Consider the following 18459-nt stretch of genomic DNA (forward strand, 5'->3'; position numbering starts at 1 on the left):
TATCAATACCTTATATGTGGTTGGTGGGCGCGATCGCCTGCGGCGTTCCACCGTACTTCGGAGTGCCAATTCGGGGACGGTGGACTCCGTTCGCCTCACGACTTCGGCGGCAGATGTGCGACTTCCAGCCAGAACGTGACGAGCGTCTCGGCCAGCCGTTCGAGTCCCGCTGCGTCGGTCGGCCTGTGGACGTAGGCGTTCGCACACAGTTCGTACGCCCGGGCGACGTCTTCGATAGCGTCGGCCTCCGTTGCGACGACCGGGATCTGCCGCAGTTCGGGATCATCGCGCATCTCGGCGAGGATCTCCATTCCACGGGAACCGCCGAGACGCAGGTCGACGACGACCAGATCCGGCCGCGATACGTCCGTGAACTCGCCCCGCCGATGCAGGAACTCGAGCGCCGCCGTGACGTCGTCGACGACGTGGACGCGTTTCGTGGCCGCCGTCGCTTCGAACGCGTCGACGAACGGGGCAACGGCCACCGGATCCGACTCCAGCAGCAGGACGTCGTAGGTTCGGGTCCGTCCTCGGGGAGTCGTCGGCGTCACGGTCGGCACGTTCGTCTGGAAGGAAGGCGGCTTGCGGCGATAGCCGTTCGTCCTAATATCTTCGGCGTGAGCGCCTGACAGTCCCCGTCTCGGAACGGGTCGGCCAGACCACTTTCACTGCGGTAGGCTGGAGTATATGTACGAACGGGACGTGCAGTCTGTACCGAGAGCGCGCCCCCGCGTCCGAACCGCGCTCACGCTTCCAGGTGATTTCAATGGTCACGCAAGAATCGTCACGGCTCGGCGTCTGTCCGGTCTGCGGCGAGGAGGTGCTGTCCCGTCACGTCCTGATCAGCTACGAGACGGAATCGGGCGAGACCGACGTCTGGGCCGAGTGTCCGGACTGTCACGACGTGGTTCACCCGCGATGAGTTTCTCGATCGTCGACGGGGTGCGGCGCCTGCTGGGGTCGTCGACCGCGTCGGTGGTCGAGTGTCGGCGCTGCGGGACCTCCCTCGACGAGGGCGCCGAGCAGTGCCCCGAGTGCGGTAGCGAAGCCCTCAGCCGCTACGATCTCTGAGCGGTCTGCCCGCCGCACGGGCGCGGGTCACGCATCGAACTCCGCGGCCTCGAAGAGGGGGCGGAGTCGCTCGGTCTCGGCGACCGATCGCAGTCGGTTGCGCGCGTCCGTCGCCATTGCGAACTGCCGCGTAGCGTGGTAGCGGAGCCGTTCCTCGTCGACCGCCGGCGGGACGATCCCGTCGGGGCTGCCCTCGTCCTCGATGGCGAGTCGAATCTGTCGCGCCGTGCTGAGACCGCGACCGAGCGACGCGAAGTGATCCCGGTGGGACTCGTCGGCCCCGGCGAGCGTGACACCGACGACTGCCGCGCTCTCGCCGAGGCGGCCAGCCGTCCCGTCGACCAGCGAGACGTGATCGTCGGCGCTCGCGCCTGCCCGGTCGCGAATGGTGTGGAACGTCCGAACGAGGTCGCTGGACGTCTCTGCGAGCGTCCGATAGCACGCGTCGAGCGTGGGACGGTCGATCTCGCCGAGCGTCGAATACGCCGCGGCGTAGAGGAAGTCGCCGGCGAGGAGGGCGACCGTCCGATCCCGGTCGAGCGAGTGCGGAACCGACCCGTCGATCTGGACGAGCAGTTCGTTTCTGAGCCGGCAGTAAGCGCGGAGCAGTTCGACCGCGGCGCCCGCCCGTCCCACGAGTTCGTGGTCGGCGTCGTCGGCGACGGCCCGGTACGTGCGAGCCAGCACCTGGCCGAACCACCGGTCCTCGGACTCGTCGACGACGGCCCGGGCGAGCGGGAGCCGGGCACCGCCGGCGGATTCGACAGCGGCGTCGAGCTGGCGGTCGATCGCCGCTTCGGAGTCGGTGGTCGTCCAGTCGGTCGTCATGGTGTCAGTCGTCCGTCGAGACAGCCTCCGGACCGGCGTCACCGACGTCGACACCGGACTCCGTGAGGTCGTTCTCGCGCCAGGTTCCGCGCCGGTACCAGCCGTAGGCGACGACCGCCCCGACGACGTTGGAGACGGCGAACGAGAGCCAGATGCCCGACTCGCCGAGCGGGCCCGAGGCGATCCACGCGATCGGGAACCGGACGACGCCGAGCATCACTACGGAGATGGCCGCGGCGGTCAGCGTCTTGCCGGCGCCACGGAAGCTCCCCGTGTACGCCCGCATGATGCCGATGAACCCGAAGGTCAGTGCCACGTAGCGGATGAACTCCGTGGCGATGTCGACGACTTCGGGGTCGGTCGTGAACACGTCGGCGATGGGCGCCGCGACGAACCAGACGAGGATGCCGGCGGCCGTCAGGATGCCGAAGAGCACCTTCGCGGCGAGCCCGGCGGCTTGTTCGGCCCGGTCCGGTTTGTCGGCACCCATGTTCTGGCCGGTCATCGTCTCGACGCCCCGAGCGACGGCGATTGCCGGCAGGAAGATGACCGAGAACACGCGCGTCCCGATCCCGTAGGCCGCGACGACGGCGTCCGGGAACATCGCGACGATGAACAGCAGCAGGTTCATCGACAGCGCGCGGCCCATCCCTTCGACCGACGCGGGGAGGCCGATCCGGAGGAGCCGCCGCAGGTACGTGAGGTCGGGCGCCATGTCGCGGAGGTTGATCTCGACGCCGCGGGTCCCGCGGAACATGATCGCCAGCCCGACCACCAGCGCGAGGGCGCGCGAGAATATCGTCGCGATCGCGGCGCCGGTGATGCCCGAACCGGTGTAGGCGGTCGCCTCGAGCAGCGTCGCTTCGAGCCCGCCGAGCCCGAGCATCGAGAACAGCGGGTTGCCCTCGAAGCCGAAGATCAGGAACGGGTCGATGACGATGTTCAGGACGACCGAGCCGAACATCACGAGCATCGGGGTGATCGTGTCGCCGTAGCCGCGCATGAGCGCGATGAAGACGGCGAAGCCGAACATGAACAGCAGGCCCAGCGAGATGACTTCCATGTAGCTCGTCGCCAGGGGCAACACGTCGTCGGAGGCGCCCATGAGCGCGAGGAAGTCGGAGACCGCGAAGTAGCCGACGACACCGAGGATGATCGACGCGATGGCCGCGAACGTCACCGTCTGGGAGGCCGCGTACTCGGCCTCGCGCTTCTCGTCGGCGCCGGTGAACTGAGCCACGAGGACGCTCCCGGCGACCGAGATGCCCATCCCGAGCGAGATGAGCAGGAACACCATCGGGAACGCGAAGCTGATCGCCGCCAGCGCGTCCGTGCTGTACTGGCCCAGCCAGAACGTGTCCGCGAGGTTGTAGGCCGTCTGGAAGAGGTTCGTGACGACGATCGGCATCGACAGGAAAAACAGCGGCTTGCCGATGCCGCCCGACGTGAGGTCGAACTCCTCGGGGCCTTTGAACAGCGCCCCGATACGGTCGCGGACGCCCATCAGTGCGCGACCTCCGTCGACCCGTCGGCGACCAGATACGCTTCGGCGTACCGGGTCACCGACTCGTGTACCCGTTCGGGGGCGCGGTCGAACGCGGCGTTCCGGGCGTGAGCCCCGGTAACCACGGTAACGAGGAGTTCCGCGCCCGCGTCCGGGTCGACGCGCTCGTCGAACGCACCCGCCTCGACGCCGGCGGACAGCACCTCCCGGAACCGCTCGAAGAGCGCCTGGTCGAACGCGGCGAGCTGTGACCGGATCGCCTCGTCAGAGGGCGCCTGCGCGTTCACTTCGAGCATCGCCGTGCGGAACTCCCGTCCGGGCGTCGTTTCCGAGTCGGCCAGAAGCAGGTCGAGGAGCACCGCGAGGTGCTCGCGGGGCCCGCCCTCTGGCTCCGACCGGAGTTCGGTGGTGAACCGATCGTAGAGGTGTGCGAGTAGCTCGCTGAAGAGATTCGCCTTGCTGTCGTAGTAGTAGTGGATCAGTCCGGTGCTCGTGTCGGCCTCGGCCGCGACGTCCTGCATCGTCAGATCCGCGTATCCGTGGTCGCAGAGTGCGCGATACGCCGCCTCAAGGATCTCCGTCGCTGGTTCGTCGTCCATTCGATACGTAGCTTACTGACTAGTTAGTCAAAAAGCTTTGGAAGCCCGACGGGTCCGTCGGCGGCGCCGTATCGCCGCGGAGCGCCCCTCGGTCGGGTGATGCGTTCTGCGAGCGGCTGACTATCGGGTCACAACTGTTAACCGGGACTGGCCGTATGCACTACCAATGGCCGACAAGCCGGACAGGTCGTTCTCGGAGGCCGACGAGGAGATCATGCGAGCGACCTACCGGGCGCTCCGGGAGCACGGATACGCGAACCTCACGATCAAACGGATCGCCGAGGAGTACGGCAAGTCGACGGCCGCCGTCCACTACCACTACGACACGAAAGACGACCTGCTGGCCGCGTTCCTAGACTACGTCCTCGACCGGTTCGTGGCGACGATCCACGAGGTCGAGACGACCGATCCCGAACAGCGACTGAACTTACTGCTCGATAAGTTGCTCGTCGTCCCCGGGGACCACTACGACCTCCTGATCGCCATGCTGGAGATGCGGAGTCAGGCGCCGTACAAGGAGGCGTTCGCCGAGCGCTTTCGGCAGAACGACGAGTACGTCCGGTACATGCTCCGGACGGTCATCGACCACGGCATCGACGAGGGCGTCTTCGCCGACGCCGACGCGGAACACGTCGCGAGCGCGCTGATGACCATCGTCGACGGCGCCCGCACGCGAGCTGTCGTGTTAGACGAGACGGAGTCGCTGGAGACGGCACGGCGGGCGGCCGACGAGTACGTCACGGCACTGCTGCTCGAGGACCGCTGAAACTGCTACGACGGACGGCGAGCCCCGGCACCGAACGCACCGCTGGCCACTTACTCCGATGGATCGTCCGACCGTTTCGCCGGCGATTCGGCAGCCGATTCCGGCGCTAACTCACCGACCTCGGCCGTACACCACTGGCAGAAGTCGAGTTCGGGATCGAGTTCCCGTCCGCAGTTCGGACAGTGGATGAGCTGGCCGTCGGCCGAGGCAGTCGCCTGTGCGACGATGTTGTGCGCGTGGGCGAGCACGTACGCGTCGGCGACGCTGAACGCGCCCGCGACCAGGAGCGGTGCCAGTGCCTGCGGGTCGACGGTCCCGGAGTTCACGAGCGCGTCGAGCGCGGCGGGATCGACGAACAACACGGCGACCCCGGACAGGACCGCGACCCACCCGATCGCGCGCCGCCACCGGCGGAGGTAGAGATGCCCGAATCCGGTCCCCAGCGCCGCGAGCACGGCGGCGAGCCACGGCCGTTTCCGAGATATCGATCGGTCCATGCTCTTACTAACCAGTTAGTCAGCCATAAGTCTTCTCGCCTCCGGACGGTTCGGATATCCGACGGCGAACCCGTCGGCGGTCGGCGGTCTGTGGCGGACGGCTGCTACCCAGGGGCGTCGATTCGGCGGCCAGGCGGCCCGGCTTCGAGCGCCGGGATGGCCGAGCAGTAGCCCGTGCTTATTTATTCTCTATCGATGTTTGGTAGTCTGTGAACTCGTGGTTTCGAGGGGACGAACGGCGGATACCGCGGTACCTCGTCGCGGTCGCGGTCGTCCTCGGGGCGGCGACCCTTCTGGAGGTCGCGCTTCGCGCGCTCGGCGTACTCGCAGGGTCGAGCGGCGAGACGCTGGTCTTCCAGGGTGAGTTCATCGTGGGGGTGCTCACGGCCGCGCCGTTCGTCGTCGGGATCGGCTACGCCGGCTATCGACTCCCGGAGAGCCGGCTCGACCCGGCGCGATATCCCCGCATCCTGGAGTGGCTGCTCCGCGGCGCCGTGCTGTCGCTGCTGTTCAACCTGCTGCTCATCGCGGTTATCGGTGTCTCGTCACTGGCGATATTCGTCGCGTGGGTCCGCTGGGGGATCGCCGTCGGAGCGGGTCTCGGCGTCGTCATCGGCGTCTCCGAGGCCCGGGCCGTCCAGAACTCCGTCGAGGCGGAACTCGCCCAGGACCGGTCGGAACGCCTCGCCAGACAGCGCGACCTCCTCAACTACCTCAACAGCTTCCTCCGCCACGAGGGCCTGAACACGGTCCAGATCATCAGCGGCCACGCGAACTTGCTGCTGGAGGAGAGCGACCCCGGGAGCGACGCCTACGCGCACGGTGAGGTCATCCATCGCCGTAGCGAGGACATCGCGGACGTGATCACGGACGTCCGGCTGTTGATCGAGGTGGCCCACGAGGAGATTGCGCTCGAACCGATGGACGTCGGCGCGGTGTTACAGGGAGAGATCGAGCGGATCGAGGACAGGGACGAGCCGGTCGAGGTCGACGCCTCGATCCCCGAGGATACCTACGTGCAGGCGAACTCGCTACTGAAACACGTGTTCGGGAACCTGCTGGCGAACGCGGTGGAACACAACGACAGCGCCGTCGCGAAAGTGGGCATCTCGGTAACGCGCTCCGGGGAAACCGTCGCGGTCGAGATCGCGGACAACGGCGAGGGGATCCCCGAGGCCCGTGTCGGCGAACTGTTCGGTCAGCCGGACTCGTTCGCCACCGACCACGGGCTCGGACTGTTTCTCGTCGGCGAACTGGTCGAGCAGTACGACGGGTCGGTCGAACTGGTGGAGACCGGAGCGGACGGGAGCGTCTTTCGTGTCGAACTGCCGCGAGCCGCGTCCGGTGTGGCGGCTCGCTCCGCCGAGCCGGATCCGGATGCATCCAGCACTCCGACGACCGACACCGCGGGGGAGTCGGACGAGTTGCACCTCGATTGATCGAACGTCGGTCGGGCACGTTGCTGCGGTATGGACAAAGTTTATGCTGCGGCCGGGAGCACTCGAAGCCGTCCGCACACACGGACAACGAAGCCATCCACTTCGTTCGGGAGTTCCCCAACTCCCACCCGAACCCACCACAACCCTGCGGGCCCGTCCGGGCCCGCGTTTTCGCCCTGTACTCGTCCTCGACGACCGGGAGAACGCCGTTCCGCCAGTCGCTACCGGTGGATCACTCGTCGGAGTACTCGAAGTACTCGATCCGGTCGCGCTCGATCTCCTCCCACGTTCCGTCGGTGAGCTGTTCGGTGACGCGGTGGATGTCGTCCTCGCCCGGGAAGAGGAGGATCCGGAGCCGTCGCGGCGGGGTGTCGACGGGGTGGTACTCCAGTTTGAAAATCTCGTCCATGTCGTGTCCACCGGCCCGGGACCAATCCGTTACCGGGAGCGCTAATAACGTCTGCTATTCCAGTATCGACGGCCGAGCCGCCTCGAACGGTCGTTTCTCGGGGACGGCGACGGGGCGGGGAGAACGTGGTGCGGGAAAGTAACTCACAGTTGTCCGCCCGGTGGTCGCGCCGTGACCGCCCTGCAGTATCCGCCCGGGCACCGATTACGCGCCGGACCGTAGCCCGGGTATGATCACGGCTGATCGGATGCGAGCGGTCACGTCGAACGCCGTCGCGCTCGGCGTTTCGCGGGCGCAACTGACGGAAGCGAGCGCGACGGCCGTCGCCCGCGAGGTGCGCGAGTGCGCTAGCGCGGGCGCCGCCGTCGCGGTCGTCGCAGGTCGCGGCGAAAACGGCGGTGTCGCACTCGCTACCGCCCGCCATCTCGACGAACTCGATCCCGAGATTCCGCTACTGGGCCGTCCCGAATCGATCGCGGCGGCGACCGCGCACGAAAACTGGACGGCCGCCGTCGCGTCGGAACTCGACGCCCACCCCGTCGTCGACCCGCGTGACCTCGACTTCGGGGCCGCGGACGTGGTCCTCGACGGGATCCTCGGCCCGGATATCTCCGCTGCGCCGGATGAGCCAGAGCGGACGGCCATCGAGGCGGTGAACGGCTGCGACGCCACCGTCGTCGCCGTCGACGTGCCGTCCGGGCTGGACGGGAACACTGGCGAGCAGCCGGGCGTCGCCGTCGACGCCGACCGCACTGTGGCCTTCCACGCCGCAAAGCCCGGACTCGACTCCCGCGTTGACTCTGATTCCGAGGTCACTGTCGCTGACGTGGGGATCCCGGCGGCCGCCGAGCGGTTCGTCGGCCCGGGCGACCTCCAGTGCATTCGCGGACACGTGCGGGCGAACCGCGCGGACGACGACGCCGGGCGGATCTTCGTGATCGGCGGCGGCCCCTACACGGGCGCCCCGGCGCTGAGCGCGCAGGCGGCGCTCCGCGGCGGCGCCGACCTCGCCTTTCTCGCCGTCCCGGAGGCGGTCGGCGACCCTATCAGCGGCTACGCCGAGGACCTCATCGTCCAGCCGTACCCGGGCGAGCACCTGACGCCCGATCAGGTCGACGACCTGGTCGAGACCGCGATGGGACACGACGACGCGGTCGTGCTCGGGCCGGGGCTGGGCGACGCGGACGAGACGCACGCGGCCGTCGAAGCGTTTCTCTCGGCCTACGACGGGCGCGCCGTCGTCGACGCCGACGCCATCCCGGCGGTTCCGGCCGTCGAGACCGACGCGACGCTCGTTCTGACGCCGAATACCCACGAACTGGAGGAGATCGGCGGACCGTCAGTAGCGGATCTCCGGGAGTCGACAGACGAGATCGAGTCGTTCGCCGCCGAACTGGGCCACGCGCTCGCGGTGAAAAGCGCCGAGACGGTCGTGACGGACGGAGAGTCGACACGGATCGTCCGCGCGGGAACGCCCGGGTTGACTGTCGGCGGAACGGGCGACATCTTCGCCGGGCTGACGGCGGCCTTCCTGGGCGTCGCCGACCCGCTCGACGCCGCCTGTGCCGCGGGCTACGTGAAAGGCCGGGCCGGCGAGCGACTGGCCGAGACGATGGGCGCCGGGTTCGTCGCGTCGGGCCTGCTGGATGCCATCCCGCCGACGATCTGGCCGCCGGAGCGGCGGTCGATCCCACGTAGCGGTGACGGCCCGGCCCCACGTCGCGGTGACAGACTGCCCCCGCGATAGCGGCGACGCGGCCGCCTCGTCCGGGTTTCACTTCCGGCCCGTGGCGCTCACTCTTGGGCGTCGGGCTCCTACCGCGCGGCATGGCTCGACGCACGAGCGCGGACCTGCCGCTGCACTCCGGATCGGCGCCCTCGTGGCTGTTCGACCGGATGGTCGACCTCAGCGGCGCCATCGCCGAGGCCGTCGTCGCGGAGTACGGCCGGGAGGAACTCCTCCGGCGACTCGCCGACCCCTACTGGTTCCAAGCGCTGGGTTGCGTCATCGGTTTCGACTGGCACTCCTCGGGCGTCACGACGACGACCATGGGCGCGCTGAAGGAAGCCCTCTCCGCCGAGGACCACGGGATCGAGATCGTCGGCGGCAAGGGCGCGACCTCCCGGGAGACGCCCGACGAAATCGACGACAGCCCGCTGGGTCTGCCGCCCGGAGCGCGCGACGACCTCCGGTACACCTCGCGGCTGAGCGCCACCGTCGACAACGCCTGCGTCCAGGACTCGTTCACCCTCTATCACCACACGATGGCGATCACCGAATCCGGGTCGTGGTGCGTCGTCCAGCAGGGGATGAACGACTCGACCGCCCGCCGCTACCACTGGCTCTCCGACGACGTCGACGACTTCGTCGAGGAACCGCAGGCGGCCATCTGTTCGCAGGGGCAAGCCGACACGCTCGATCTCACCTCCGAAGGCTCGGCGGAGACGCGGGAGGCCTCGGTCGACCTCGTGCAGGACGACCCGGTCCACCTCAAGCGCGAACTCCGGGGCGAGGCCTCGCTCGCCGACTTCGGCGGTGGCGTTCCGAGCGATGGCGGGGGCGGTGGCAGGGACGGGAACGCCGGCGGAAACGGAACGGGAGCGCTCGACGTGCTCGCGGACGATCCGGCCCTGACGATGCCGGCCCACCACGAGCTCCGGGACGCGGACCTCTCGGAGCGAGCGATCGATCAGCTCGAACGGGCCTACGAGTACCAGCCCGACAGCTACGAGGAACTCCTCGACCTCGACGGGATCGGGCCGGGGTCGATCCGGGCGCTCGCGCTCGTCGCCGAACTAGTCTACGACGCCGAGAGTTCCCGGGAAGACCCGGCAAAGTACGCATACGCCCACGGCGGGAAGGACGGGACGCCCCAACCGGTCGAGCGCGAGCGCTACGACCGGTCGATCGAGTACATGCGGTCGATGCTCGACGGCGCCGAACTCGACCGCGAGACGAAACAGCAGTCGCTCCAGCGCCTTGCGGAACTGGAGTGAGACGGATCAGCCCGTCGCGTCGACGCGTTCGACCTCGTCGGCGAGGTCGGCGAACAGTTGGTCGGCCTGCTCGTCGTCGTAGTCGGTGTGGTACTCCTTCGGCACGCCCTCTTTGGCGAGGTTGACGTGGTGGTCGGGGGTGACGCCGTGGTCGTCGAGACATTTGCGGGCGCACTCCAGCGGGCAGCCGTCGATCACCACGGTCGGCCGGCCGGAGGTCGCGGTGTCGACGAGCGGGGCCACGTCCCCGCCGACGCCGGCGATGCAAGACATCTCGGCCAGCCGTTCGCGGTCCAGTCTGACGGCGAGGTCGTTGGCCATCTGCGCCGCGCTCGAACAGCCCGAACAGGAGTACACCAGCGGTAGGTCGTCGTAGTCGTCGGTCATCGCCGATCCGTTCCCCGCCGTCCACGGAAGCGATTGTCCCGAACGACTTCGTTTCGCCCGGTTCGACCGTGACGAATGGTCGCTACGCAGGCGAAGGTATTCGCACGAACGCCTTCGGGGGTCCGCGGCGTCGTTTCCGACGATGGCCCAACAACAGCTGGACCTCCGCGAGGTGCCGCCGCCGGAACGCCACCCGAAGATCTTCGAGGCGTTCGAGGCACTGGAGAGCGGCGAGGCGCTGACGCTCGTCAACGACCACGAACCGACGCCGCTGTACCACCAGATGGCGGCGGAGATCGAGTCGTTCGACGCCGAGGGGTACACCGTCGACCGCGTCGGCCCGAACGAGTTCATCGCCACGCTCCCCAAGAAGTAATCGAGCGCGCACTGGATCGATCACCTCACCGGGGGGAGAGCAAACACTATCCGCCAGTGCGACGAACCGCCGTTCATGTCAGCCGACGACGGAGTTCCGCGTTCGCGGCGCGAGGGGATCTATCGCGACGAGCGGTGGCTCCGCCAGCACGTCCGCGGACTCCTGAACTTCTACTATCCCGACTGCGTCGACCACCGCTTCGGGGGGTACGTCGCCCAGTTGAGCGACCGCGACGGCCACGTCTACGACGGCAAGTCGAAGCTCACCGTCGCGACGGCGCGGTTCGTCTTCAACTTCAGCACGGGGAAACGGCTCGGCGGTCCCGACTGGTGTCACTCCGCCGCCCAGCACGGCGTCGACTTTCTGATCGACGTTCACCGCCAGGACGACGGCGGCTACCCGTGGCTGCTCTCCGGACGCGACGTCGAAGACCCCGAGCGGACCGCCTACGCCCACGCGTTCGTCCTGTTCGCGCTCTCGACGGCCGCCGAGGCCGACATTCCGCGGGCGGAAGAGCACGTCCGCGAGACGTTCGAGACTATCGACGAGCGCTTCTGGGAACCCGAACACGGCCTCTGCAGGGGGAAACTCGACGCCGACTGGGAGGAGACCGAGGCCTACCGCGGACAGAACGCGAACATGCACGCCTGCGAGGGGTTCATCGCCGCCTACGAAGCCACGGGCGAGGAGGAGTACCTCGACCGGGCGTACGCCATCGCCGAGCGACTGGCGCTGGAACTGGCCGACGCGGGCGACGGGTTAGTCTGGGAGCACTACACGACGGAGTGGGACCACGACTGGTCGTACAACCGCGAGGAGCCCACGCACCTCTTCCGCCCGTGGGGGTACCAGCCCGGCCACCTGCTCGAGTGGGCGAAACTGCTCTGTCACCTCGACGAGCACGTCGACGCCGACTGGCTGGTCGACCGAGCCGAACGCTTCTTCGACGCCGCGGTCGAACGCGGCTGGGACGGCGACCGCGGCGGCTTCGTCTACAACTTCGACCGCGACGGTGAGCCCATCGCGGAGGAGAAGTACTACTGGCCGCTCGCCGAGGGGTTCGCCGCCGCGGCCCGTCTCGGGGAGGTCACTGGCGACGAGACGTACTGGACGTGGTACGACCGGATCTGGGAGTACGCGATGGACAACGCCGTCAACCCGAAGTACGGCAACTGGTACTTCCGGCTGACGCCGGACAACGAGGTCGACGAGGCGGCAATCGACGCTTCGCCGGAAGTCAAGACCGAGTACCACCCGCTCGGTGCCTGCGCCGACGTCCTGCAGGCGACGAGTGATCGGTGACGAGACGGTTCGTTTCCCGATACGGGCCGCAAACGCCGGGATTATGGCCGTTGTCCCCTGACGGGGATAGCTCGATAGAACCAAGTGGTCCCGGGGCCTGCGTGCGAGACAGAGCTACGAATGGAGATCTCCGATCAACTTCGCTGTCTCTTCTCCGCGCGCGTAGAGGAGCGGGACGAATCGTACGTCGTCGAAGTTCCCAAGCGGGAAGTCAGGCGCGGCGGAGTCGAACCGGGCGAGACGTATCGCGTCGCACTGCTCCCGTCGCCGGACACGGGCTCGAACGGGACCGACGAACGGACGAACGGGGCCGACCGGTCCGGTTCGTCCTCCCGCGAGAACGGCGGGCAGACGAGCGACGACGACGGGCCGAGCGAGTCGACGAACGGGAGCCGCGAGCGCGGCAGCCGGCAGCGACCGCCCGTCGAGGAGGGCGAGTCCCGCCGCGTCGAGATCGAGGACATCGGCGAACAGGGCGACGGCATCACGCGCGTCGAGCGCGGGTTCGTCGTCATCGTCCCCGACACCGAACAGGGCGAGCGCGTCGAAGTCGAGATCACGGACGTGCGCGAGAACGTCGCCTTCGCCGAAGTGGTCGAGCGGTTGAGCTACTACGAGTAACCGACCGCTGTCGTGTACGACTCTCGAACGCGGCCCCGAAACGGCCGCTGTCCGGCTGACAGAACGCTTAACCGGGTTCCGATCGCACGTCCGGCAGATCAACCGTGACGGCGATCACCGACTACGAACTGTTCGAGGTACCGCCCCGCTGGCTCTTCCTGAAAGTCGAGACGAGCGATGGCACCGTCGGCTGGGGCGAACCCGTCGTCGAGGGCCGCTCGAAGACTGTCGAGACTGCCGTCGAGGAGCTGATGGACAACTACCTCCTCGGCGAGGACCCCGCCGACATCGAGGACCACTGGCAGGCGATGTACCGCGGCGGCTTCTACCGCGGCGGCCCGGTCCTGATGAGCGCCATCGCGGGCATCGACCAGGCGCTGTGGGACATCAAGGGCAAGCACTTCGGCGCGCCGGTCTACGAACTGCTCGGCGGGAAGGCACGCGACCGCGTCCGCGTCTACCAGTGGATCGGCGGCGACCGGCCCGCCGACGTCGGCGACGCCGCCGAGGAGCGGGTCGACGAGGGACTCACCGCGCTGAAGATGAACGCCACGCCGGAACTCCGCCGCGTCGACAACCCCGCGGCCGTCGAGGCGGCCGTCGACCGCGTGCGGACGGTCCGCGAGCGCGTCGGCGACGAGGTCGACATCGGACTGGACTTCCACGGCCGCGTCGCCAAGTCGATGGCAAAGCGGATCGCCGAAGCCGTCGAACCCTACGAACCGATGTTCGTCGAGGAGCCCGTCCTCCCGGAGAACAACGACGCGCTCCCGCACGTCGCGAACCACACCACCACGCCCATCGCGACCGGCGAGCGGATGTACTCCCGCTGGGACTTCAAGGAGGTCTTCGAGCAGGGGGTCGTCGACGTGATCCAGCCCGACCTGTCCCACGCCGGCGGGATCACCGAAGTCTCGAAGATCGCCGCGATGGCGGAGGCCTACGACGTCGCGCTCGCGCCCCATTGCCCGCTCGGCCCCATCGCCCTCGCGTCGTGCTTCCAGGTAGACGCGAACGCGCCGAACGCGCTCATCCAGGAGCAGAGCCTCGGCATCCACTACAACGAAGGCACTGACGAACTGGCCTATCTCACTGACCCGTCGGTCTTCGAGTACGAGGACGGCGCCGTCGCGGTCCCCGACGGTCCCGGACTGGGCATCGAGATCGACGAGGAGTACGTCCGCGAGCAGGCCGGGCAGGACGTGGACTGGCACAACCCGGTCTGGCGCCACGACGACGGCAGCGTCGCCGAGTGGTGAGCGGTCGCTGCCGCTCGAACGAAGAGATCGACGGCACGAAAGGGGGGCTAGTCGCCCCCGAGTTGAAACCGGGTGACAGAGTGGGTCGGACGGGGTGCCGTGGCAAGCTGGCCCGTCTCGCACGAGCCATCTATGCAAAGGGTCCACACACGCAAGTCGGCCCGGCCTCAAATGTTTGGGTCCCATTCCTCGTCTCGGTAGGCCCCGCGATCGCAGTCGATTACCGCGCCGGACAGTCATAAAAATATTCTTACTCGATAGGGAATTCAAACGTTATTTGTCAATTTCTCTGCCCACCGTGAAAGACTTGATGGGAAACGTCAATACCTCGCGGTTTCGATCCGGAATTGGGCTATTCGAGGGTTCTCGGTGTGGTTCTATTTGCCTTCTAACTCGGTTCGGTTCGGAATCCGGAAGCGGCCGAGTGCTCCGGGGAGGGCCCAGTTCGATTCTCCGTTTTGGACTCAAAAACGTAGGAAATAGGGCCTAAAGGTCCTGAGGGTGCCGGGGCCGGCTACCAGTGTCGCCGATCGTGCCGATTTTGCGCCAGATCGGTGAGGCGACGAATCATAAATTTACGATCAGTACTGGAAATGCGTATGGTTTTCCGGATCGGGGCAGTGGCCCGGACCCGATCTGGACCTACCAGTCGCGTCTCGGGTCGAGGAGTTCGACGGGGTGAGTCGGCTCGCGCGCGAGGAGCGCGTCGATCTGTTCGAGACAGGAGGTTCCGCTGGCGACGGGGATGCGGTCGCCGTTGCCGGGCGCCCGGAGCTGTTCGCCGAGCTGTTCGCCGACGTCCATGCTGATCTCGTAGTAGTCGGACTTGTAGCCGAAGCTCCCTGCCATACCGCAACACTCCACGTCAGTGGTCGTCACGTCGTAGCCGAGGCGTTCGAGGACGGCGACAGTGTGCGATTCGAGCCCGAGCGTCCGCTGCTGGCAGTGGCTGTGGTAGACGACTCCCGGACCGTCGGCGTCGGGGCCGCTCAGGAGGTCCTCGTCGGCGCCTTCCTGGGTTAGCAGGCCGTAGACGTACTCCAGCACCTCGTAGCTGTTCGTCGAGACCGTCTCCAGCGCATCGCCGTCCTCGGGCAGGAGCTTCTCGTACTCCCGGTCTATCATGGCGAGGTCGCTCGGCTCGACGACGACCACGTCGTAGCCCTCGGCGACGTACTCCGAGAGGGTGGCGACCACGTCCTCGGCGTGGTCGGTCGCGGTGCGGACCATCCCCTGCGAGAACGGCGCGCGGCCGCTGGCGCGCACGTCCGGGACGGTCACCGAGCAGCCCAGCGCTTCGAGCGCGCGAACGGCCGCCTTCCCCCGGTCGGTGAGGACGTGGTTCGTGTAGAGGTCGGGATAGACGACGACCTCGCGGCCGTGGGTGTCCGAACCGTCGACGCCGCTCGACCGCTTGTCGGCCCACTCACGGAACGTCTCCCGGCGGAAGGTCGGGAGGTCGCGGCGCTGGTCGACGCCGAGGACGCGCTCCATCGCCCAGCGGCTCGGCCCCGCGTCGGCCAGCCAGTTCGACAGCGGCGCGGTCGCGCTGCCGAGCTTCGCCACCGTCTCGAAGTTCCCGAAGAAGCGCTTGCCCAGCGGCGGGCTCCCCTCGTCCTCGGCGTCCGGCGTCAGGCCGTCGACCAGCGAGTCGAAGTTGGTCTCGTCGTCGCCGCGGTTGATCCGGTCCCGGACGACCGTGTTGATCCACGGGATGTCGATGCCGACCGGACACGCGTTCACGCAGCGCGTACAGCCGGTACAGAGGTCGTTGAACTCCGCGGCGACGTCCTCGCCTTCGATTCCGGCTTCCCAGCCCGTCGCGATGCCGCCGGAGTACGTCTCGCCGCCGAAGGCGTGGCCGCCGACGCTCTGGAAGTTGGCACAGCTGTTCGAACATGCCGAACACCGGATGCAGTAGAGCGTCTCGCGGAGCTGGTCGTCCTCGCGCATGTCGAGGCGACCGTTGTCGACGAGTACGAGGTGGAAATCCCGGTCGGCGTCCAGTTCGGAGAGGGGCGTCTCGTCGTCGTCGAAGTCGACGGTCGGTGTGTCGACCGGCGGCGTGAACAGCGAGATGTAGGAGGTGATGTCCTGTCCGGTGCCCGAGCGGCCGATGAGTTCGACGAACGGCGCGAAGTCGCTGACCGAGGGGACGATCTTCTCCACGCCGGCGACGGCGACGTGGGTGTCCGTCGCTGCGACGGACTTGCGGGCGTTACCCTCGCTGGTCACGAGCGCCATCGTCCCCGATTCCGCGGCGACGAAGTTCGCGCCCGTCATGCCCACGTCGGCGTCCTCGATCAGGTCGCCGAGGTGCTCGCGGGCGAACTGGGTGAGTTCCTCGGCGGTCTCCAGCGGTGGATCGGGGTCGAACCGTTCGTTGAGGAGATCGGCGATACCCTCGCGGGACTTGTGGATCGCCGGCGCGACGATGTGGGAGGGGGCCTCGTCGGCCACCTGCAGGACCCATTCGCCGAGATCCGTCTCGACCACGTCGACCCCGTCTTCCTCCAGCGCTTCGTTGACCTCCAGTTCCTCCGAGGTCATCGACTTGCTCTTGACCACTCGCTCGGCGTCCTCGTCGGCGACGACCTCCCTGATGTACTCGTTGGCGTCCGCGGCGTCGTCGGCGACGTAGACCGTCCCGCCGTTGTCCTCGACGGTCTCGCGGAGCTGATCGACGAGTTCGGGGAGTCGCTCGATGGCGTCCTCCTTGATCGCGCGGGCCTGTTCCTTGAGTTCCTCGTAGTCGTCGAGTCTGGCGACCGACTCGTAGCGGCCGTCGTTGAACGCGGTCGTGTTGGCGCGGACGGCCGCCCCCTCGGCGTCCATGAGTCGCCGGTAGTCGTCCTGTTTCGCCATCGTCACGACCCCTCCACGACGATTGCGGTCACCGTCTTCGGCCCGTGCGCGCCCTCGACGAGCGCGCCCATGTCGGCGGTGGCGCTCGGTCCGGTCGCGAGGATCCGGCTGCCTCGCGCCGTCTCGGGGTCCGCGTCGAAGCCCTCGAACGCCGTCTCCATGTCTTCGACGACGTCTTCCTCTCGAAGCACGGCGATGTGGTCCTCGACGAAGAGGCTGACCAGTTCTGCCCCGTCGGCGGTGCCGGGGAGCACGAGCGACCCGTAGTCGCCGACGCAGAGCGACGCGGGCGTCACGCCGACGCTCGCGGCCTTCAGCTCCGCGGGCGTGGGGTCGACGACCACGGGCGTCTCCGAAAGCGAGACGGGCAAATCGGTCAACTGGACGCCGACGGCCGGGCCGACGGCGAGGTCAGCGATGATCTCGGCGAACTCCTCCGGTCGGACCCGATGGGTCTGGACGCCCACCGATTCGAGGTCCTCACGCAGGCCGTCCACAGTCCCGGAAGTCATGGGACGAACGTCGGACCGCCCGGTCTTGTGCTTTGCGGGTCAGTGACGAACGGACGAGTAATTTCAAGACCGAGGGGGCTCTGCACCGGGACATGGAGATAGCGAGCCACCGACGTGAATCACGGACAGAGCGACCGTCTCGACGGGAGGTGACGGCGCCGTGGTGACCTTCGACGTCAACGCCGGCATCGTCGGCGAGTCGGTCCCCGACGGGATCGAGCGCGCCGCCGACCTCGGCGTCGAGGCCGTCGAGTTCTTCGACTGGGAAGGCGCCGACCTGGACGCCGTCGAGTCGGCCTGCGAAACCCACGGGATCGACATCGCGGGAGTCCTCGCGGCGGGCGCGGGCTCGAACATCGACGACCGCGACGCGCCCGCGGCGGTCAACCCCTACGACCGCGAGACGGCCGTGGCGGACATCGAGCGGTCGCTTGAGGCCGCGGGGGACCTCGGCGCGGAGTGTCTCATCGTCACCGTCGGCCCCGACCAGGGCGGGTTCTCCCGGGATACCCAGCGACGCGCGCTCGAACGCGTTCTCTCGGACGTGGCACCGACCGCCGAGGACGTCGGCGTCACGGTCGTCATCGAACCGCTGAACACGGTCGTCGACCACCCCGGCTACTTCCTCGAATCGTCCCGGGAAGCGTTCGACGTCACGCGCGCGGTGGGCAGCGACCGCGTGCAGGTGCTCTTCGACGTCTACCACCAGCAGATCACCGAAGGCGACGTGATCCGCAACCTGACGGAGAACGTCGATCAGGTGGGCCACGTCCACGTCGCCGACAACCCCGGCCGGTTCGAACCGGGGACTGGCGAGATCGCCTACAGCGAGGTGCTGGACGCCCTCGACGACGCCGGTTACGACGGCTACGTCGGGATGGAGTTCTTCGCGACCAGCGAGGGCACGTCGATGGACGAAGCCGTCCGGTCGACGCTGGAACTCGCCTGATCGGCGGGAGTGGGTGATCTGTCCGCTCTGATCGCGGTGCCGGAACGGACTCGGCGCGCGCTTCACGAACGGCCGAAC

Annotated in this window: 20 protein-coding genes; 11 read left to right on the plus strand and 9 right to left on the minus strand. The window is 67.8% G+C overall.

Annotated features, from left to right (window positions below):
- Positions 1-95: 95 nt before the first annotated feature.
- Entirely contained in the window at positions 96-560 is a 465-nt protein-coding gene (locus AB2U09_RS13490) for a response regulator (protein ID WP_459193237.1), read from the minus strand.
- Between the two features lie 206 nt (positions 561-766).
- Here AB2U09_RS13490 and AB2U09_RS13495 point away from each other — a divergent pair, with 206 nt between their 5' ends.
- Together AB2U09_RS13495 and AB2U09_RS13500 are read left to right on the plus strand one after the other, a co-directional pair.
- Positions 767-922 (plus strand): DUF7837 family putative zinc-binding protein, encoded by a 156-nt coding sequence (locus AB2U09_RS13495; protein WP_459193238.1) that lies wholly within the window; start codon positions 767-769, stop codon positions 920-922.
- Entirely contained in the window at positions 919-1071 is a 153-nt protein-coding gene (locus tag AB2U09_RS13500; protein WP_459193239.1) for a zinc-ribbon domain-containing protein, read from the plus strand. Before AB2U09_RS13495 ends, AB2U09_RS13500 begins: the two co-directional genes overlap by 4 nt.
- 27 nt (positions 1072-1098) lie before the next feature.
- On the opposite strand, the gene AB2U09_RS13505 is transcribed toward AB2U09_RS13500, so the two are convergent.
- From AB2U09_RS13505 to AB2U09_RS13515, 3 genes are read right to left on the minus strand one after another with little or no spacing between them, the layout of a single operon-like run.
- Complete coding sequence (locus AB2U09_RS13505) at positions 1099-1899, minus strand: polyprenyl synthetase family protein (RefSeq protein ID WP_459193240.1); 801 nt, start codon at positions 1897-1899, stop codon at positions 1099-1101.
- A 4-nt stretch (positions 1900-1903) separates the two neighbouring features.
- Positions 1904-3403 (minus strand): MATE family efflux transporter, encoded by a 1500-nt coding sequence (locus AB2U09_RS13510; protein ID WP_459193241.1) that lies wholly within the window; start codon positions 3401-3403, stop codon positions 1904-1906.
- Complete coding sequence (locus AB2U09_RS13515; RefSeq protein WP_459193242.1) at positions 3403-4002, minus strand: TetR/AcrR family transcriptional regulator; 600 nt, start codon at positions 4000-4002, stop codon at positions 3403-3405. The genes AB2U09_RS13510 and AB2U09_RS13515 overlap by 1 nt, the downstream gene beginning before the upstream one ends.
- A gap of 166 nt (positions 4003-4168) precedes the next feature.
- Between AB2U09_RS13515 and AB2U09_RS13520 the strand changes: the two genes are divergently transcribed.
- Positions 4169-4768: a TetR/AcrR family transcriptional regulator gene (locus AB2U09_RS13520; protein WP_459193243.1), complete on the plus strand. Its 600-nt coding sequence runs from the start codon at positions 4169-4171 to the stop codon at positions 4766-4768.
- Between the two features lie 50 nt (positions 4769-4818).
- Here the strand turns inward: AB2U09_RS13520 and AB2U09_RS13525 are convergent, their stop codons facing one another.
- Positions 4819-5265, minus strand: coding sequence for a DUF7575 domain-containing protein (locus AB2U09_RS13525; RefSeq protein WP_459193244.1), 447 nt, complete (start codon positions 5263-5265; stop codon positions 4819-4821).
- Between the two features lie 209 nt (positions 5266-5474).
- On the opposite strand from AB2U09_RS13525, the gene AB2U09_RS13530 reads away from it, so the two are divergent.
- Positions 5475-6704: a sensor histidine kinase gene (locus AB2U09_RS13530; RefSeq protein WP_459193245.1), complete on the plus strand. Its 1230-nt coding sequence runs from the start codon at positions 5475-5477 to the stop codon at positions 6702-6704.
- A 232-nt stretch (positions 6705-6936) separates the two neighbouring features.
- On the opposite strand, the gene AB2U09_RS13535 is transcribed toward AB2U09_RS13530, so the two are convergent.
- A complete protein-coding gene (locus tag AB2U09_RS13535; RefSeq protein WP_459193246.1) occupies positions 6937-7113 on the minus strand; it encodes a hypothetical protein in 177 nt (58 codons plus the stop codon).
- Between the two features lie 229 nt (positions 7114-7342).
- On the opposite strand from AB2U09_RS13535, the gene AB2U09_RS13540 reads away from it, so the two are divergent.
- Together AB2U09_RS13540 and AB2U09_RS13545 are read left to right on the plus strand one after the other, a co-directional pair.
- A complete protein-coding gene (locus AB2U09_RS13540) occupies positions 7343-8860 on the plus strand; it encodes an NAD(P)H-hydrate dehydratase (RefSeq protein WP_459193247.1) in 1518 nt (505 codons plus the stop codon).
- An 80-nt stretch (positions 8861-8940) separates the two neighbouring features.
- Positions 8941-10110: a DUF763 domain-containing protein gene (locus AB2U09_RS13545; protein WP_459193248.1), complete on the plus strand. Its 1170-nt coding sequence runs from the start codon at positions 8941-8943 to the stop codon at positions 10108-10110.
- A 6-nt stretch (positions 10111-10116) separates the two neighbouring features.
- Here the strand turns inward: AB2U09_RS13545 and AB2U09_RS13550 are convergent, their stop codons facing one another.
- Positions 10117-10497, minus strand: coding sequence for a putative zinc-binding protein (locus AB2U09_RS13550; protein WP_459193249.1), 381 nt, complete (start codon positions 10495-10497; stop codon positions 10117-10119).
- A gap of 142 nt (positions 10498-10639) precedes the next feature.
- Between AB2U09_RS13550 and AB2U09_RS13555 the strand changes: the two genes are divergently transcribed.
- The 4 genes from AB2U09_RS13555 (at position 10640) to dgoD (ending at position 14055) form a co-directional block, all read left to right on the plus strand.
- Positions 10640-10873 carry a DUF2249 domain-containing protein gene (locus AB2U09_RS13555; RefSeq protein WP_459193250.1) on the plus strand — a complete coding sequence of 78 codons (234 nt, stop codon included), beginning with the start codon at positions 10640-10642 and terminating at the stop codon, positions 10871-10873.
- 75 nt (positions 10874-10948) lie between these two features.
- The gene (locus AB2U09_RS13560) at positions 10949-12175 is read left to right on the plus strand and encodes an AGE family epimerase/isomerase (RefSeq protein WP_459193251.1); all 1227 of its coding nucleotides are present in this window, start codon (positions 10949-10951) and stop codon (positions 12173-12175) included.
- A 120-nt stretch (positions 12176-12295) separates the two neighbouring features.
- The gene (locus tag AB2U09_RS13565; protein WP_459193252.1) at positions 12296-12796 is read left to right on the plus strand and encodes a TRAM domain-containing protein; all 501 of its coding nucleotides are present in this window, start codon (positions 12296-12298) and stop codon (positions 12794-12796) included.
- Between the two features lie 104 nt (positions 12797-12900).
- Positions 12901-14055, plus strand: coding sequence for a galactonate dehydratase (gene dgoD, locus AB2U09_RS13570; protein ID WP_459193253.1), 1155 nt, complete (start codon positions 12901-12903; stop codon positions 14053-14055).
- A 642-nt stretch (positions 14056-14697) separates the two neighbouring features.
- Here the strand turns inward: dgoD and AB2U09_RS13575 are convergent.
- Positions 14698-16920 carry an LUD domain-containing protein gene (locus tag AB2U09_RS13575; protein ID WP_459193254.1) on the minus strand — a complete coding sequence of 741 codons (2223 nt, stop codon included), beginning with the start codon at positions 16918-16920 and terminating at the stop codon, positions 14698-14700.
- Between the two features lie 2 nt (positions 16921-16922).
- Positions 16923-17432, minus strand: coding sequence for an LUD domain-containing protein (locus AB2U09_RS13580; protein WP_459193255.1), 510 nt, complete (start codon positions 17430-17432; stop codon positions 16923-16925).
- Positions 17433-17595: 163 nt separating this feature from the next.
- Between AB2U09_RS13580 and AB2U09_RS13585 the strand changes: the two genes are divergently transcribed.
- On the plus strand, positions 17596-18381 hold the full coding sequence (locus AB2U09_RS13585; RefSeq protein ID WP_459193256.1) for a hydroxypyruvate isomerase family protein: 786 nt from the start codon (positions 17596-17598) through the stop codon (positions 18379-18381).
- Positions 18382-18459: the final 78 nt, after the last annotated feature.

The sequence above is a fragment of the Halosimplex yunnanense genome (assembly GCF_054504345.1).

Excerpts from the sequence above, each read along its gene's own strand:
- AB2U09_RS13495 (WP_459193238.1), top strand. The coding sequence starts at position 767 with ATGGTCACGCAAGAATCGTCACGGCTCGGCGTCTGTCCGGTCTGCGGC.
- AB2U09_RS13500 (WP_459193239.1), top strand. The coding sequence starts at position 919 with ATGAGTTTCTCGATCGTCGACGGGGTGCGGCGCCTGCTGGGGTCGTCG.
- AB2U09_RS13505 (WP_459193240.1), bottom strand. The coding sequence starts at position 1,899 with ATGACGACCGACTGGACGACCACCGACTCCGAAGCGGCGATCGACCGC.
- AB2U09_RS13510 (WP_459193241.1), bottom strand. The coding sequence starts at position 3,403 with ATGGGCGTCCGCGACCGTATCGGGGCGCTGTTCAAAGGCCCCGAGGAG.
- AB2U09_RS13515 (WP_459193242.1), bottom strand. The coding sequence starts at position 4,002 with ATGGACGACGAACCAGCGACGGAGATCCTTGAGGCGGCGTATCGCGCA.
- AB2U09_RS13520 (WP_459193243.1), top strand. The coding sequence starts at position 4,169 with ATGGCCGACAAGCCGGACAGGTCGTTCTCGGAGGCCGACGAGGAGATC.
- AB2U09_RS13525 (WP_459193244.1), bottom strand. The coding sequence starts at position 5,265 with ATGGACCGATCGATATCTCGGAAACGGCCGTGGCTCGCCGCCGTGCTC.
- AB2U09_RS13535 (WP_459193246.1), bottom strand. The coding sequence starts at position 7,113 with ATGGACGAGATTTTCAAACTGGAGTACCACCCCGTCGACACCCCGCCG.
- AB2U09_RS13540 (WP_459193247.1), top strand. The coding sequence starts at position 7,343 with ATGATCACGGCTGATCGGATGCGAGCGGTCACGTCGAACGCCGTCGCG.
- AB2U09_RS13545 (WP_459193248.1), top strand. The coding sequence starts at position 8,941 with ATGGCTCGACGCACGAGCGCGGACCTGCCGCTGCACTCCGGATCGGCG.
- AB2U09_RS13550 (WP_459193249.1), bottom strand. The coding sequence starts at position 10,497 with ATGACCGACGACTACGACGACCTACCGCTGGTGTACTCCTGTTCGGGC.
- AB2U09_RS13555 (WP_459193250.1), top strand. The coding sequence starts at position 10,640 with ATGGCCCAACAACAGCTGGACCTCCGCGAGGTGCCGCCGCCGGAACGC.
- AB2U09_RS13560 (WP_459193251.1), top strand. The coding sequence starts at position 10,949 with ATGTCAGCCGACGACGGAGTTCCGCGTTCGCGGCGCGAGGGGATCTAT.
- AB2U09_RS13565 (WP_459193252.1), top strand. The coding sequence starts at position 12,296 with ATGGAGATCTCCGATCAACTTCGCTGTCTCTTCTCCGCGCGCGTAGAG.
- AB2U09_RS13575 (WP_459193254.1), bottom strand. The coding sequence starts at position 16,920 with ATGGCGAAACAGGACGACTACCGGCGACTCATGGACGCCGAGGGGGCG.
- AB2U09_RS13580 (WP_459193255.1), bottom strand. The coding sequence starts at position 17,432 with ATGACTTCCGGGACTGTGGACGGCCTGCGTGAGGACCTCGAATCGGTG.